Raw genomic sequence first — 15,978 nt, 5'->3', positions numbered from 1 at the left:
TATAATGAATACAAGTCTGGATCAAAATATTTTGCTGCGGGCCGGCGACCTGTCTTTTACCTTCTTGAGCAGTGGTGATGTGTATAAGATCGCCCACGGCTCAACGATGATCAACCAACTGTTGACCAATTCAGTCGACGGTTCCTTGAACAATCTGTACTTGAGATTGTACCGTCCGTCCGGTGTAAGTATCACTCCCCTGCTTGGAGTTCGCTCACCAGGAGTAATCCGACAAACGGATCAGCAAATTATTTGGGAAGGTTTCACCGCTGGTGTAGGCTATCAGGTGACCTTCACGCTAAGCCGCCTGGGAGTATGGTTCTGGGATGTAACCCTACAGGGCGATGACGTGGAAGCAGATGTCGTGTACGGTCAGGATATCGGCATTGCCGATACCGCCGCTGTGCGCAGTAATGAAGCTTATTTGTCTCAATATATTGACCACACCGTCTACCATGATGAACAAAGAGGCTACACCGTTTGCTCACGTCAAAACCAGCCTCAAAGTCAGGCGTTCCCATACATTCAACAAGGCTCGTTAACCCGCACTGTTGGTTACTCGACTGACGGATTTCAGTTCTTTGGACTTTCGTACAAAGAAACGAATGAGCCGGAAGCACTCCATCGCGACTCGCTCGCCAATGAAGTGTACCAATACGAATTCGCCTATACCGCGTTGCAATCTGAGCGGGTGAAACTTGCAGGGGAAGCTCGCTTTACTTTTTACGGTCTGTTCCAGCCCAATCATCCAGCCGCAGTGACAAAGCTGGAGTATCAGGAACTGGTGACAAAAGCACGTGACGAAGTAGCTGCCATTCTAGTAGACGCTTCCGAGACCATCATACCGGTACGCGCGGCAAGTGATCTTCAGACAGGGCGTGTGGCTCCAGCTCAAACCATCGGTGAGCCGCTGCGTACACTGGACTTGACCGATGCCGAAGTGGATCAACTTTTCCCCAAACGGCAGGAAGAAGAACGGGATGGCGATGAACTACTTTCCTTTTTCACGGACAACTATGAGCATGTCGTACTCAAATCCAAAGAGCTTCGTGTAGAGCGTCCCCACGGGCACATTTTAATGGGCGGTCATTACTCAGGAGGTAAGGAAGAAACCATTACAACCACCTCCTATATGTACGGGGTGTTCAATTCCCAGCTTGTGATCGGCAATACCAATTTCAATAAAATGATCACCAACGCGCGTAATGCGCTCAATATTCCCAAGACATCCGGTCAGCGCATCTATGTCGGAATCCAAGGGAAATACCGCCTGCTCACGATGCCTTCCCTGTTCGAAATTGGCTTTAATTATGTGCGCTGGTATTACAAAACGGCTGACGATACATTCATGATTACAAACCATACGAATGCCGATAGCCCAGAAGTTCGGCTTCACATGCGTGCGGTAAGTGGCCAAACCTATCCGTTCCTCATCACTCAGCAAATGTCTATGCATGTGAACGAATATGAGCTTCCGTTTCATATGGAACGTGAAGGTGACGCCCTGCTCTTCCGGGCAGACTCCGCTTCCCTGAGCGCCGAGGCCTACCCCGACCTGCTTTACCGAATGCACGTAGAGGGCGCTCCATTACAGCATGTGAGCGACGCTCAAGCACTGCTACAGGGTGGTGCCTCTCCTGATGCGTCTCTGGTTGTGCTGGAGCTGGGTGACAGTAGCGAATGGACCTGCACCGTGCAGGGTTGGCTAAATGGGCTTCCAGCTGGGCAAGAATCAGCACACAAAGAGCGTCACGCTTCCTTTGAAGATGAACGCGAGCGCTATCGGGCATATTTTGCCGAGCTTATGAACGGTTTCCATCTGTCGCTGGGTCAACATGAAACGAGTGAGCTTTTCCGTGTGAACGCAGTGGCTTGGTGGTACACCCACAATATGCTCGTTCACTACTCTGTGCCTCACGGTCTGGAGCAATACGGCGGTGCAGCCTGGGGAACACGTGATGTGTGTCAGGGACCTGTGGAATATTTCTCAGCTGTGCAGAAGTTCGATGAGGTTCGTTCCATTCTGCTGACTGTTTTCAGCCATCAGTACGAGGACAGCGGAAACTGGCCGCAATGGTTTATGTTTGACAACTACACTCAAGTGCAGCAAGAAGAAAGCCATGGGGATATTATCGTCTGGCCGCTCAAGGTACTGGGCGATTATTTGACCGCAACCCGTGATTACAGTATTCTGGAAGAAAATGTACCTTACACCCATCGGCATACTTTCGATTATACCAAGCAGACGGCGACTCTCATGGAACATGCCCTGAAGGAAATCGAATATATTCGGGAGAATTTCCTGCATGATACGTATTTGTCGGCCTATGGCGACGGCGATTGGGATGATACCCTCCAGCCAGCCAATGCACAGCTGAAGCAATACATGGCGAGCAGCTGGACGGTTGCACTCACCTACCAAGTTATTAGTAACTTTGCTGCTGCTTTGGAGCAGGTTCCCGTAGATGTAGTAAGCGAAGCCGACAACATCGCACAAGATCTACATCAGATGGCCAATGGCATCCGTAAAGACTTCAACCGCTACATGCTGGAGAGCGGGATTATTCCGGGCTTTGTGTATATGGAAGAGCCCGGTCAACCCAAGCTGATGCTCCATCCGTCCGACACCGAGACGGGAATTCACTACCGCTTGCTGCCGATGACACGCAGCATGATCAGCCAGCTGCTCACGCCTGAGCAAGCATTGGCTCATGAGCAGCTCATCCGTAAGCAGTTCCTCTGCCCGGATGGCGTGCGTCTGATGAACCGCCCTGCACAGTATGATGGCGGTGTGAGCTCGCACTTCAAGCGTGCAGAGCAAGCGGCCAACTTTGGACGTGAGGTCGGGCTGCAATATGTGCATGCCCATATCCGCTTTGCGGAAGCGATGGCCAAATTGGGACGCAAGGATGACGCTTGGCACAGCTTGAAGCTCATCAATCCGGTTGGCATCCGTGCGTCCGTGCCGAATGCCGAATGGCGCCAAAGCAACGCCTATTTCAGTAGCTCGGACGGTAAATTTAATACCCGCTATGAAGCACAGGAACGGTTTGGTGAACTGCGTGAAGGAGCCGTACCCGTCAAAGGCGGCTGGAGAATCTATTCCAGCGGTCCAGGAATCTATATGAATCAGCTTATATCGAATGTCCTTGGTGTTCGTCAGTCGGGCGAAGATCTGATCCTAGACCCCGTGCTGCCGGATCATCTCGACGGATTGGAATTTGAATTTTCCTTTGCGGGAAAACCAATTACCTTCGTCTACCGCATGCTGCAAGAGCATACTGGCGGTGAGCAAGGCCGTACAGTATTGAACGGAATACCACTGGAAAGCGTGCCAGCCGATGATAATCGCTACCGCTCCGGTGCCTTGCGCATCAAACGCGAGATTTTCGAGCAAGCCTTGGCAGAACATGACGGTGTACACCGTCTGGAGATTATTTTATAAAGCGTTTTTAATGCTAAATCTGGTATAGGCAACAAAGGGATGGCGATCTTGCGGGATCGCCCTTTGCTGCTTATGTGTAGGACTAAGACATTTGGAATAGATATGTGGTTAATAATGAATATACAATAGCAATTATAAGACGGACGACAAGGAGGTGACGATGTGGTCAGCATTAAAGATATCGCCAAACAGGCGGGCGTTTCCATATCTACCGTTTCATATGCCTTGAATGGTAGCGATAAGGTAACAGAAGAAACTTGCGCACGTATTTTAGCCATTGCCAAAGAGCTTAACTATGTGCCCAATGCCGCCGCACGTAATCTCAAGAAAAGGCAGACCAAAATTATTGGCGTTTTCCTGACTGATTTCCGTGGAGACGTTTATGGAGATTTACTGTATGGCATCAAGGAAATTTTGAACCGCAAGGGCTATGATCTCATCGTATGCAGCGGTAAGCAGTCTCACCGAATGTTGCCGGAACGCATGATCGACGGCGCCATTGTGCTGGATCAGACGTTTGATAGTCAGGAGCTACTGAACTACGCCGAGCGAGGACATAAAATTGTCGTGTTGGACCGTGAACTGAATCATCCTAACATTAACCAGGTGCTGCTGGATAACAAAGCGGGCGCCGCTCTCGCAATCGAACATTTATTGGAATTGGGACACCGTAAGCTATATGTGGTTACCGGACCAGAAGGTTCTTACGATTCATGGCAACGGATGCAGGCGGTCAAGCAGACCATTGAGCGTAGCGGCGTGGCTGAAATGATCGAAATTGACGGCGATTTTGAGAAATCGGGTGGTGAACAGGCGGCTGAGATCATTTTGCAGCAACAAGTTAGCCCGGATTCGGAACCTGTAGCCGTATTTTGTCTCAATGATGAAATGGCAGTGGGCTTTTACAATCGAATGGCTCAGTCAGAGCTGACGATTGGCAAGGATATTCATATCGTCGGCTTTGATAATATCGAGCTGGCGCAATATATTCAGCCCCGTCTGACAACGATTGACTATTCCAAGCGTAAATGGGGCGCTGTAGCTGCCGAACAAGTTCTCAAAATCATTGCTGGGGAAGACGTGGAGCATGAACGTTTATACGTTACGCTTGTCCAAAGAGAATCGGCAGGCGCAGCATTCATCACCCAAGATCAACAGAATCTGTGATGAACAACGCAGAAGTAACCTGCTCGCCAGCCTCCTCCCAAAAAAAAGAACTTCCACAGGCCCAAAACACGGGGTGGAAGTTCTTTTGGTTATACTTATTTAACTTAACAAATCCTCAATTGAATTCGACAACGACCGTAAGGGATTACCAATCGTTTGCCCCGTCTCCAACTCCACCTGTAACGCAGCATCAACCATAGATAACTGTGCTACAGCCAGCCCTCTGCTTGGATCAGCCTCCCTTAGCTCATACAGCGAACGAACCAGCAATTCCTTATACTCGTCTTCACGTCCCTGCATAATCAGTTCAAAAGCGTCCTCCACCACCTTAACCTCTATCCAAGAAGAAATATCCGGTTTGCCTAACAGAGCAGCCGTATGATAAAGACGCTTCATCGTTCCCTCTACAGTAGCCGGATTCGTGAATACCAAGGTCCGTGGCCGCAAATCATCGCATATCTCATGAAAAAAGGGCTCATCCAGCGCAATTACTGGTGTAGGCATGGTCAATTGAGCCTTTTCTGCCAAAACAATATAATTCGTGCACGTTATCAAAATAACGTCTATATCGCTTTGAGCAATCCATCTCAGTTGCTCTTCTACCTTGCGACTGGCATCGTCCGCAGAAAAATGCGGGTCTGACGAGATCCGGCGCATAAGCCCAGGGTCCACAAAATGTATCAGCTCCACCTCATAAGAAGCAAAAGCTCGTTCCACATAGGCTATGTTCGAGTGATGTGCATGCAGGCAGCCCACACGTTGCTTCAAGCCTTCCATCGTCCAACCTCCTGTTATAAGTTTGCATCATTTTATCAGGAAGAGGACGATTAGGAAAGCATGCCAATCACGCCATACCACAAATGCACTTTCTTAAAACTTGCCGTTTGTATTTTTCCACTCTGTTTTAGCTGGAACCTCCTGAACTACGTCCCAATGTTCCGCTACCTTGCCGTTCTCTACCCGGAACAGATCATAGACAGCGGCTGAAGTTCCCTTAGACGATGTCAATTCACTCACAACCAGCACAAAGTTGCCTTCTCCAATGACCATGTGAACCTGATCATATCCAAAAGAAGCTCCTTGGTTTCCCGCTGCGGAAAATGCTTGTTTCAAATTGGATACACCGTCACCAAAAAGAGGGTTATGTTGAATGTAATGGTCACCGTTATAGTAGCTTTCCAATGCAGCACGATTTTTGCCAACCAGGACATCATCCACAAACTTGCGGATCAGTGTTTTGTTCGTCTCAGTTTGGTTGAGATCCGTGATCTGTGTTGCTCCATCAATCATGGTGTGTCCGCTTGGATTGGCTGGAGCCGAGTCCTGAATGTTGTCCCAATGCTCAACAATTTTACCATTGCTATCGAAGCGGAAAATATCAAAAACAATGCTCGTTTTCCCTGCAATGGACTCTTTATAATGAACTGCTACATAATTACCATCCTGAATTACACGTTGGATTTCAACCTGTACATTGGCTCCCTTCGCCTGACTAATCCCTTGCAGCAACGCATCTCTTCCGCTAGCAAAGCTCAGATTGTGCCGAATGTACTGATCCTTGCTGATCCAAGTCTCGGCCGCTTTCGTGTCTCCGGTTTCAAAACTTTTCACGATTTCAATGACCTTATCCTTATTACTCACCCCGATTTGTACCGTTTGGCTGGCCGGGTCCCAAATCACTTGCTTGCCCCATGCTTCTTTGACGACATCAACCGGTACATAGGTTACCCCCTGCTTGGTCAATAGGGTCGAGGTGGATAGCGGTACCTTAATCCCGTTGATTTGCGCTTCCGGACTGCCAGACACCAGTACAACTGTCGCCTGATCATATCGGATGGTCGTGCTTTGTCGCGCCGTATTGAACGTAATATGCTTGGCATCCATCGGAATTCCCAAACTGGAGGCCAATTGTCTCAAGGGAATTAAGACCTGCTTATTTCTCACGATAGGCGCAATTTTGTAAGTCTCCTTCTTGCCATCTACCCAAACCTGAATACCCGTAGTAGGTTTTACCTCGGCTGCTAAAGCCGGTACAGCAGAAGACAGAACAAGCAAACCAGCGAGTGCAGCAGTAACCGTATGTTTTTTCATGAATGTGAACCCCTCTCAACATGTAAAATAAAATGTGGAAAACAATTTCCTTTTATGTAACTAATATAGTTACACCTAATCGCAAGAAGCAACTTTTCCCCGCCTATCTAACTTTAAACCCCATTTAAATCTTTTGAAACCTCAATAACCCTCCTTTCAAAAATTTATAATTGTACTGCTACAATGCAAGCCACAAGCCTTAGAATAAAGGATATGGGGAGCAATAACAATGTGTGATAACTTGCTAATGCCAAAACTCAAAAAATGCGGCTCCTATCGGCAAGCGAATGAACGCTTTTTGAATAGTAAGCCGCTGTGTTAACCCCATTGCTATTGTTATACGGATAACGTCCTCCGAAACTTGATAAAGCTCCCGATTCGCCAGATTGAGATATACACCAGTGCCATCGTAATCGCCAGCATGCTAATTTCGGTCGTACCCAAACTACTGAGATACTGGGTCAAAACGACGCGAATCAAGATAATAGCGATAATAATATATTTAAAATATGGGTTCGGCTTGGGATAAACAAGACCGTCATCCCGTCTTTCATACGCTGTATGCAGCAAGATAACATAGCCAAACAGAGCCCCTAATAGCCCGGCAACCAGCAGTTCCCAAAAGGCGGGAAGGGCGGACGTTTGACCGGGAATATGCATTAATTGGTACACAGACATCATCATAAGCGGGAATGCGATAAACAAGGGGAGCAGAATCCGGATTCCATTTCCTTTTACCGGTCCCCTTCGTCTCTTGGTCCTTAACCAGATCATCAGCCCCACCAAAACAGCCATCAATACATATATAAATATCGTCGTCATGGTGTAGTAACTCCTTCCTTATAGATCCTGTAGATACGCTAGCCTAAATCGACAGTTTTTTCTCCAGCAGATACGCGCTCAAGCGGATTAATACATATGCAGCAACCCAACTCATCAACACCGCAATCGGGAAATGCCAGGTAAATGGAAACCATTGTCCTGTTTGAGCATGGTCAAACTGCTCATAAAGCCCCTGATCGCCCGACCAATAAAAGACACTCCCGCCACCCATCAAAAGAATCCACAGTATCGGGTTAAGCGGCCGCAAGGTGCTGTATTTGGTACTGGCCGTCAATAGACCCAGCGCAATAACCAACGGCGTGAAGGCGATAATCATCACAAACCAGTTCAATCCGGCTACAATAAAAGACGCTGCATCCGCAAACGTATAAGGCTGTATGGTTGATGAGATGAACAACGCGTACAGAGAACCCACCACAAACAGAAGCAATATTACGACCATGGTTTGTAAAATAGCCGCAATCCATTTGGCGCTAATCAGCCATATGCGCGGATAGGGAAGGGTCAGCCACCATCCGTAGGTGTCATTTTCCCATTCTCTTCTCAAACTTCCCACACCCATGAAAATGATCATGTACGGCAAGCCCAGGGTGACATACCACAGCCTTGTCAATTCGAGCTGGTTGTGAAGTGCGAAGTACAAGGAAATAACGAACGCCGCAATTAGAAATAATGAGAAATATACGAGTCTCCACGATCTCGGTAGTCGATTGCGGCCCTGCTTTCTCCAGCTTCCTTTATTTCGAAATTCATGGCGTATCAAATCTTTGAACAGCCCTGATGAATTCACGCCTTCCACTCCTTTTTGTACAAATTGCGGAACACCTGATTCAGCGAGCCATGCTCTGCACGCAGATCATCCGAATCACCAGACCATATGATCCGTCCGCGGTCCATCATGACCGTGTAGTCAAACAAGCCTTCCACTTCCTGAATATCATGCGTGCTAATGAGTATCGACTGCTGCCGCCCCTCCAAATAATCAATAATCCCGGCTACAATCGCCTCTCTAGAGAGAACATCAATACCCGCAAACGGTTCATCCAGGATCATGAGTGGAACCTCACGTGCCAGACATAAAATCAGTAGCACACGTGCCTCCTGGCCGCGACTCAGCCCAGTCATTTTAAGTTCCAGCTCCACGTCCATATGATCAGCAAGTTTATACGCGTCTTTTATATTGAAACCAGGCAAAAAAGACTTCCCCCATTCCAGCGTCTGCTGAACTGTATGATTGGGGTACCAGCGTGCTCGGTCAGGAAGATAGGATATATCCCGGTTGGTTTCCCAACCAGGCTGTCGGCCCAACACCTGAAGCTCGCCCCCATCTGGCTGAATCAATCCGGTGATTGCTCGAAAGAAGCTGGACTTCCCACAGCCATTGGGTCCAAGCACGCCTACAATACGTCCTGCCGGAATGATGACATCTAATTGATCTAGTGCTTTTTTACTGCCGTATTGCTTCACCAGATGATTCGCAACCACAACAGACTCCGTCATGCCTTATCGCCTCCTTCCTTGTCATTTCCGGCCTGTTTGCTTCGTATATACTGCTGTACATTTTCCCACGATAACCCCAGGCTACTCATCTGTCCGAGAAACTGATCTATATATGTTATAGCCAATTGTTCCCGAAAGCTGGCAATCCGTTCACTGGACGAAGTAACATAAGTGCCTAACCCGCGCCGCTTCTCAGTCAATCCGTCCCGCTCCAGCTCCTGATATGCCCGCATCACGGTATTCGGATTCATGCGTAATTCCTGCGCCAAATCACGAACAGATGGCATTTTGCTTCCCATTTCGATCTCCCCTTTAGCAATGGAGCTTCGTACTTGATTTAATATTTGTTCATATAATGGCTGGCTAAAGTCAATTAAAAATCGGAACGAGCCAACCCGTTGCTCTTCCATGGGTGTTTCCCCCTAATCGGCTGAATCTTCCGTGCCTGTAGTGTATTATATCACTTAATACACGTAATACAAGTTTATTTTAGCTGAAATTTTAGTCATGCCACCCAAATTTCATTCAGTAAATGCTCAGCTTGCGCTCAGATAGCATTCAAGTTGATCCCTTATGATGTATCACGTACCAAACAAACCATAAATGAAAGGTGGAAAATGAAGATGAAGAGCACCAAGAAAGCAATTTTGGCTGGAACGATGGCCTTGGCATTTTTAGGAGGCGGGGCACTGTACTCCACAAGCGCAGCCCATGCTGCTTCAACTACACCTGAGAAGGCTCCCATCGCAGACAAAGCACAGGCACCTAAGGGGAATCCCGGCGATGCTAATGGCCCTAAAATCGCAGGAGGTAACTATGCTGAGAACAAAGCTATCCTGAAATTATTGAAATTATCCTCCACTCAGTTGGATACACAGCTGAAAGCAGGTAAATCCCTTGCTACGATCGCCAAAGCACAGGGCGTGAGCGTAAATTCCGTTATTGATGTAATGGTTTCAGATATGAAAGCAAAACTGGCTACGGAAAAACAAAACGGCAAGATTACGGCAACCGAATATAACCAACGTGTCTCTAATCTGAAGCAAATGATGACAGATATGGTGAATGGCGTGAAACCATCCAAACCACCAGTAGATGGCGGTAAAGCGGATGCAGGTAAAGCTCCTGTTCAAGGAGATGCAGCCAAGGCTCCTGCTAAAACCAATGCAGCTAAAGCCTCTGCTAAGCAGAAATAGCCACAACTCCCGTTTTCCAAAAGCTGTAGCTCGATAAGTCGTATTCATAAAAACCATTTGTTAATCTGACACATCCACCCATGTATAATAAATCTCCATCCGGCTTCCCTGTACAGATAGAGAAATTAATAGGCCTGTCCCCTGCTGCGATACAACAGAAGGAGACAGGCTTATTTGTCATGTAAACAAGATAATATGTGGTAGACTAACATGATCCAGAGGTCATTTTTCACTCTAAATCATAATAAGGAGAATGTAATGAAAATAAATAAACAGGAATTTGATGTGCAAGGAATGCGCTATACGATCAGATCAGCCATAATTCAAGATGCGAAGAATTTGTCTGAAATCCGCTTGCTGATTGATGGAGAAACTGAAAATTTAGACAGAGAAAAGGGAGAAGCGTTTATAAGTACACCCGGTTTTAAACAGCTCATCGAAACGGATACAGAGAATAACAGAAACCTATTTTTAGTTGCGGTAGTTCATGATAATATCGTCGGATTTTCAAGATGTGAGGGCCATGTTCTGAGCAGATTCTCTCATAAAGTTGAATTTGGCGTATGCGTACTAAAGGATTTTTGGGGTTATGGGATCGGGACGAATCTTTTAAAAAAATCTATTTCTTGGGCTGACTCCAATGGCATCAAGAAAATAACTCTACAAGTTTTGGAAACGAATGATAAAGCCGTTGAGCTCTATAAAAAACATGGATTTCAAATCGAAGGGTTATTAAAAAACGATAGGGTTCTTTCAGATGGTAAATACTACAACACCATAATCATGGGGAGATTTCATAAATAAAAAAAGACCCTGTTCAACAGGATCTTTCATCTTTGCATCGCCACACATCCCCTAGTAGCGATAATCATCATAAGGATTGCGATTACGATACTGATCACGCGGCTGCTGAGCTGCGGTAATCATCAAAAATATGCCTGAGAGCAAATGCATCAACCAGCCCACAATCGGAATCCATCCAATAACCGAGGTCACGATCCCTAAAATAGATCCATAATAAGACTCTCTATTCGTCACCGATAGCACCAACGTAACAATGTGGAAAATCAGCATAAAGAACAATATAGTATACGCGGAATTTACGACGAGCAGCCCGCCCAAAACGGGAATAGCTAAAAACAGCTCCAATCCGCCTGTAATCCATTTTAATGTTTTTGATGGTGTCATTGTTCCACTCTCCCAATGCTGTTTCATTCCATAATTATATCCTATCCCTATACAGACTGACATACATTTTTTGACATATTATATGCTTATATCGTGACAGACTCATCCCTTTTTCGAATGAGCTAAGCCCTGGCTACATATATGTGAGAGAGAATGAAATGACGTGATTTCTAGAGGGGTGAACACGATGGGATATTATATTGAGGTGGAACGCGGCGTGAAGCTGTATGTCGAGGATATTGGAGAAGGCATCCCTGTTCTGATGGTGCACGGCTGGCCGCTGGATCACCGAATGTACGAATACCAGGTCGCCTTGTTGCCTGCTTACGGGTATCGCTGTATTCAGGTTGATCTTAGGGGGTTCGGCAAGTCTGATCGACCATGGCATGGATACAATTATGATCGATTGGCGGACGATCTGCTGGCTGTTATGCAGGCGCTTCAGTTAAACCAGGTACGGCTAATCGGGTTTTCCATGGGAGGAGCTGTGGTTACACGCTACATGAGCAGGCACCGGGGATTTGGCGTCAATCAGTTGATCTTGATCGGAGCAGCTACGCCTCGATTCACCCCAACCAGCGACTTTCCTTATGGTACTCCTGTCACAGAGGTAGATAAACTCATTAAACAAGCCTATACAGATCGTCCACAACTGGTAACTTCTTTTGGCGAAATGTTGTTTACTAATCCCGTCAGCCAGAGCTTACGCGACTGGTTACGTGACCAGGGCTTTGCGTCAACAGTTCATAGCATGGCTTGTACTTTGTACTCACTACGTGACTCTGATTTGCGCCCTGATTTGCCATGTATACACGTGCCCACCTGGATTCTACACGGCAAGCTGGATCGGGTCTGTCCTTTCCCCCTGGCTGTCCAAACTCAAAAAGGAATCGCCGGATCAAAGCTAATTCCTTTCGAACGAAGCGGGCACGGTGTATTTTACGAAGCGCTACCTGAATTTAATTCTATCTTACTGAGCATACTAGCCCCATCCTCCACACCATAATTGAAAGCCTGTTCATTCTTATGTATAATTTATATTTATAAAAAACAAAAAGACGCCTCAGCGCCGTTAATGGCTATGGGGCATCTTTCACTACAAACATTAATCCGCTTAGGATTGTTTGGTATGATTGAAGCTCGTATTATTTAAAACAGCCAGCTTTTTCTCGCCCTTCACCATGGCAGAACCGCAAATGGGGCATGTCGGCTCGACAGAAAAAGCGAAGTTATCCCGCATCCAGCCGTTACATGTATCGCTGGCGCAATTCCAGACAGTTGTAATTTCCTCAGGAATCTCATCCATTGGCTTTTTCCGTGAATTGTACATAAACATCCCTCTTTCTTCATGATTTATAAAGCGATAAGATGTAATCAGTTCAAAAACGGTCTTGTGAACAGATAAAAACAAATGCCCCAAACGCTATGTTCGGGGCATCTGAAATAGGCTGTAATTTAAAATTACAGTTTTACAACGTTCTCAGCTTGTGGTCCACGGTTTCCTTCAACTACGTTGAATTCTACGCGTTGGCCTTCGTCCAAAGATTTGAAACCTTCGCCTTGGATTGCGGAGAAATGTACGAATACGTCGCTTCCACCTTCAACCTCGATGAAACCGAAACCTTTTTCTGCGTTAAACCATTTAACTGTACCTGTTTGCATGGAATTACCTCCAAAATGTATTTATATGACCTTTATTTTTTACAAATAAAAATTCACATATTGCACAAGGTTATTTCAACCTAAAACAATAGCCCTCTACAATATGCGAATCTCAGGTCACAATCTCAATATACTCATATTACCATAAGTGTATTGAAAACGCAAGCACTGGTGAATTTAATTTATGCAGAGTGCTTATGTTCTCTATTGCTGCTTCAAAGCTGTGTTCATTCGGCGAGAGCGAGTCATTAACGCCTACTTAAAACATTATATCCGCAGTTGCTCCCTATTATACCAGCAATCAAGAAATAAATATACAAAACATTGCGCAGGAGACGAACTTCTTAATAAAAGCCCATCTCCTGCGTTTATTTGCTTATTTTTAACTACAATTCTGCCAGTGCTTTAATTTCCTCTGCTGTCAGCGCTTTGTTATACAATTGAACTTCATCCAGGCTGCCATTGAAGTAAGCATCGGCGGCAAAACGGCTTTTGCCGAGATAAGCCTCGCTCGTCAGCAACTCATCGGGATTGAAGGTAATGCTGTCATTAACAGCTACTTCCTCACCATTTACATACAGCTTTCCTGTATTCCCTTCCAGTGTAACCGCTACATGCATCCACTGGTTTAGAGGTAATGATGATTTGGAAAGCAAGCTTTGGTCCGTACCCTCATGGATTGTAAACTGGAGTACACCGCTTCCTTGGGAAGGGGTAAGAAACATATGCCGGGCTTGGCCGTTGCCGAAGTCAAAAATCCGTTGCCAAGCTGCACCGCCCTTCCAGTTCACCCAAGCGGAAAAGGTAAAATCCTTCGCATCTGTTACTGTATTTGGCAGTTGCACGTAACCATCCTTACCGTTGAGGACAAGCGCACCACCAAGCTTCCCGTCTTTATCCCATGCAGCCCCACCATAGGTCTTACCATCGAATTGATTGTATGTGCTGTCGACAACCGAAGTTCCTTGATCCTCACTCCACGAATAGCGTGCGAGCTGAGGACCTCGGGCCTGCCCGGGAACAATGGCTGTAAAGTTTTTCTTAGCTGTGGCTTTGTCCTTTTTGATGGTCGCCGTCAATGTAACTGTTACAGGCTGAGAACCGGCTTCTGGACGGTATACTTCACCTGTCACAGAAATATTCTCCGGGTGGGTGGACTCCCATGAAATAGTGGTATCTTGTGCTGCTTGAGTAGGTAGCGTCAGATTATAAAGAACATTGCTCGTATCGCCCAGGCTCAGATCCTTCTGCACAGCAGCTACAATCTTGCTGGCCTTCAGGTCAGGCTTTAGCGAACCCCATACCGCAACACCCTTGGAGGACAACGCGGTAAAAGCAAGCGTCTTGGCACCTGTGTCTGGATCATGGTGCCGCAGGAATACACCTTTGTACTTCGTGCCCTCTGCTGTAATTTCCAGCTGATTGCCTGCCCCCAACTTCCAAGTACCGTTCACTCCACCAGACAGTTTGCCGCCGCTATCCAGACTGACGTTAACGGCTTGCTTAATATTTGCCGAAATTTCCTTCCCGTGATTTACATACGAATATTGACCGAGGACATCCTTTTCTGACAGCTTTTTCAGTGAATCCTCATCTCCCGAATAACGATAAGGAGCAACCACAGGCCAACCGTCAGCGTTCATGAACATTTCATGTACCCGCACTTCATACTGTTCGCCTCTCCCCGGGAAACGGGAATGGAAAATGACAAAATGCTTTTTCGTCTTAGGATCATAATAAGCCGAGTTGTGTCCGGGCGACACATAACCTGCACCTAGTCCAGTACCCGGATCACCAATTTCTCTTGGAATCAGGTAATTACCTATCAGTTTGACACCGTATGGTTCAATGGAAGCGTCATCAAAAAGTGGTTTATCCGGATTTGCCTTGACCTTGATCATATCATTGCCTTCAGCATCGTAGAAAGGGCCATCCGGTGTTTTGGACCGAGCCACCCGCAAGTTGTATCCGCCATCCGCTGACAATCCACCATAGGACAGGAACAAGTAATAGTAGTCCGTTTGCGGACTGTATTGTATGTACGGCCCTTCCATACGAGCATGGTTACCGCCTGTCAGCTTTTTCCCGTAGCCTTGGCCAGGGAGCGGCTTCCCTGTTTTTTCATCCATCTGCATAATGAAGATGCCTCCTGAGTAGGAGCCATATACCATCCAAAGCTTGCCGTTCTTATCATAAAAGGTGTCCGGGTCCACGGCATTAGGATGCTTGGTTGCGTCATAGATCGTCCCATCCTCACTCGGTTGGTCCCACATGCCGGATTTTAGAAAAATTCCTTTATTCTTATAAGGCCCTTCAATTTTATCAGCAACTGCTAGGCCCATTGCTGAACGCGGAGAGTCACCCTTGCAAGCGTTATAATACATATAGAACTTGCCATCTGCCAGTTGAATGACATCTGCTGCCCACAGCGTGTCTGTCTGCGCCCAATCCAGTGCTTCCTTTAATTCTTCTTTGACATTAGGAATCAATGCATTACCATTCGCCACTCCTGTAGCAATCGTATCCCAATTCATGAGGTCTTTGGACTTGGCAGCCGCCAGATGTGAGCCAAAAATGTAAAATGTGTCTTTCACTTTCAGAATGGATGGATCATGTACGGAAGTCTCCTTGAAAAAGACAGCCTTTTTACTTTGAATTGAAAAGTTTTCTAGGTCTTGAGCTTGAAGGGAAGTTTGCCCTACATTTTGAATTCCATCTGTATCTGAATTGAGTGTTTGCTCCGCGCCTACCAAAGAAGCAGGCAACAACAGCGCGCCTGCCAGTGAAGCTGCCGTTATTTTACGAACGAATGTTTGCTTCATAAATCAATCTCCTCTCATTTTGAACATCCCTGATAACATAAAACAATATTGAGAAAGCGGTCAG

At 46.5% G+C, this 15,978-nt stretch carries 15 protein-coding genes; 5 read left to right on the top strand and 10 right to left on the bottom strand.

Features of this window, described 5'->3' with window-relative positions:
- Positions 1-4: 4 nt before the first annotated feature.
- Both MHI21_RS01795 and MHI21_RS01790 read left to right on the top strand, forming a co-directional pair.
- Positions 5-3,445 carry a cellobiose phosphorylase gene (locus MHI21_RS01795; protein ID WP_342419316.1) on the top strand — a complete coding sequence of 1,147 codons (3,441 nt, stop codon included), beginning with the start codon at positions 5-7 and terminating at the stop codon, positions 3,443-3,445.
- Positions 3,446-3,607: 162 nt separating this feature from the next.
- Positions 3,608-4,612: a LacI family DNA-binding transcriptional regulator gene (locus tag MHI21_RS01790; protein ID WP_341162497.1), complete on the top strand. Its 1,005-nt coding sequence runs from the start codon at positions 3,608-3,610 to the stop codon at positions 4,610-4,612.
- 99 nt (positions 4,613-4,711) lie between these two features.
- Here the strand turns inward: MHI21_RS01790 and MHI21_RS01785 are convergent, their stop codons facing one another.
- The 6 genes from MHI21_RS01785 to MHI21_RS01760 all read right to left on the bottom strand — a co-directional run bounded on the left by MHI21_RS01785 (position 4,712) and on the right by MHI21_RS01760 (position 9,456).
- Positions 4,712-5,389: a hypothetical protein gene (locus MHI21_RS01785; protein ID WP_342419315.1), complete on the bottom strand. Its 678-nt coding sequence runs from the start codon at positions 5,387-5,389 to the stop codon at positions 4,712-4,714.
- Positions 5,390-5,482: 93 nt separating this feature from the next.
- Complete coding sequence (locus tag MHI21_RS01780) at positions 5,483-6,703, bottom strand: stalk domain-containing protein (protein ID WP_342419314.1); 1,221 nt, start codon at positions 6,701-6,703, stop codon at positions 5,483-5,485.
- Positions 6,704-7,039: 336 nt separating this feature from the next.
- Positions 7,040-7,525 (bottom strand): CcdC protein domain-containing protein, encoded by a 486-nt coding sequence (locus MHI21_RS01775; RefSeq protein WP_342419313.1) that lies wholly within the window; start codon positions 7,523-7,525, stop codon positions 7,040-7,042.
- Between the two features lie 43 nt (positions 7,526-7,568).
- On the bottom strand, positions 7,569-8,336 hold the full coding sequence (locus tag MHI21_RS01770; protein WP_342419312.1) for an ABC-2 transporter permease: 768 nt from the start codon (positions 8,334-8,336) through the stop codon (positions 7,569-7,571).
- Positions 8,333-9,046, bottom strand: coding sequence for an ABC transporter ATP-binding protein (locus MHI21_RS01765; protein WP_209949938.1), 714 nt, complete (start codon positions 9,044-9,046; stop codon positions 8,333-8,335). Before MHI21_RS01765 ends, MHI21_RS01770 begins: the two co-directional genes overlap by 4 nt.
- Positions 9,043-9,456, bottom strand: a complete 414-nt coding sequence (locus MHI21_RS01760) for a GntR family transcriptional regulator (protein WP_342419311.1) — start codon at positions 9,454-9,456, stop codon at positions 9,043-9,045. Before MHI21_RS01760 ends, MHI21_RS01765 begins: the two co-directional genes overlap by 4 nt.
- A gap of 213 nt (positions 9,457-9,669) precedes the next feature.
- On the opposite strand from MHI21_RS01760, the gene MHI21_RS01755 reads away from it, so the two are divergent.
- Positions 9,670-10,242 (top strand): hypothetical protein, encoded by a 573-nt coding sequence (locus MHI21_RS01755; RefSeq protein WP_342419310.1) that lies wholly within the window; start codon positions 9,670-9,672, stop codon positions 10,240-10,242.
- Positions 10,243-10,500: 258 nt separating this feature from the next.
- Entirely contained in the window at positions 10,501-11,046 is a 546-nt protein-coding gene (locus MHI21_RS01750; RefSeq protein WP_341162502.1) for a GNAT family N-acetyltransferase, read from the top strand.
- Between the two features lie 51 nt (positions 11,047-11,097).
- Here the strand turns inward: MHI21_RS01750 and MHI21_RS01745 are convergent, their stop codons facing one another.
- Entirely contained in the window at positions 11,098-11,430 is a 333-nt protein-coding gene (locus MHI21_RS01745) for a hypothetical protein (RefSeq protein ID WP_029516858.1), read from the bottom strand.
- Between the two features lie 187 nt (positions 11,431-11,617).
- On the opposite strand from MHI21_RS01745, the gene MHI21_RS01740 reads away from it, so the two are divergent.
- Positions 11,618-12,436, top strand: coding sequence for an alpha/beta hydrolase (locus tag MHI21_RS01740; protein ID WP_342419309.1), 819 nt, complete (start codon positions 11,618-11,620; stop codon positions 12,434-12,436).
- Between the two features lie 108 nt (positions 12,437-12,544).
- On the opposite strand, the gene MHI21_RS01735 is transcribed toward MHI21_RS01740, so the two are convergent.
- The 3 genes from MHI21_RS01735 to MHI21_RS01725 all read right to left on the bottom strand — a co-directional run bounded on the left by MHI21_RS01735 (position 12,545) and on the right by MHI21_RS01725 (position 15,914).
- Complete coding sequence (locus tag MHI21_RS01735) at positions 12,545-12,760, bottom strand: cold-shock protein (RefSeq protein WP_013308357.1); 216 nt, start codon at positions 12,758-12,760, stop codon at positions 12,545-12,547.
- Between the two features lie 131 nt (positions 12,761-12,891).
- Positions 12,892-13,092 carry a cold-shock protein gene (locus tag MHI21_RS01730; RefSeq protein WP_007428290.1) on the bottom strand — a complete coding sequence of 67 codons (201 nt, stop codon included), beginning with the start codon at positions 13,090-13,092 and terminating at the stop codon, positions 12,892-12,894.
- Between the two features lie 386 nt (positions 13,093-13,478).
- Positions 13,479-15,914 carry a LamG-like jellyroll fold domain-containing protein gene (locus MHI21_RS01725; RefSeq protein ID WP_342419308.1) on the bottom strand — a complete coding sequence of 812 codons (2,436 nt, stop codon included), beginning with the start codon at positions 15,912-15,914 and terminating at the stop codon, positions 13,479-13,481.
- Between the last annotated feature and the right edge of the window lie 64 nt (positions 15,915-15,978).

The sequence above is a fragment of the Paenibacillus sp. FSL H8-0168 genome, from assembly GCF_038592955.1.
GTDB lineage: Bacteria > Bacillota > Bacilli > Paenibacillales > Paenibacillaceae > Paenibacillus > Paenibacillus polymyxa_B.
The sequence above is the reverse complement of the archived record's forward strand: the minus strand, read 5'-3'. Positions and strand labels throughout refer to the sequence as shown.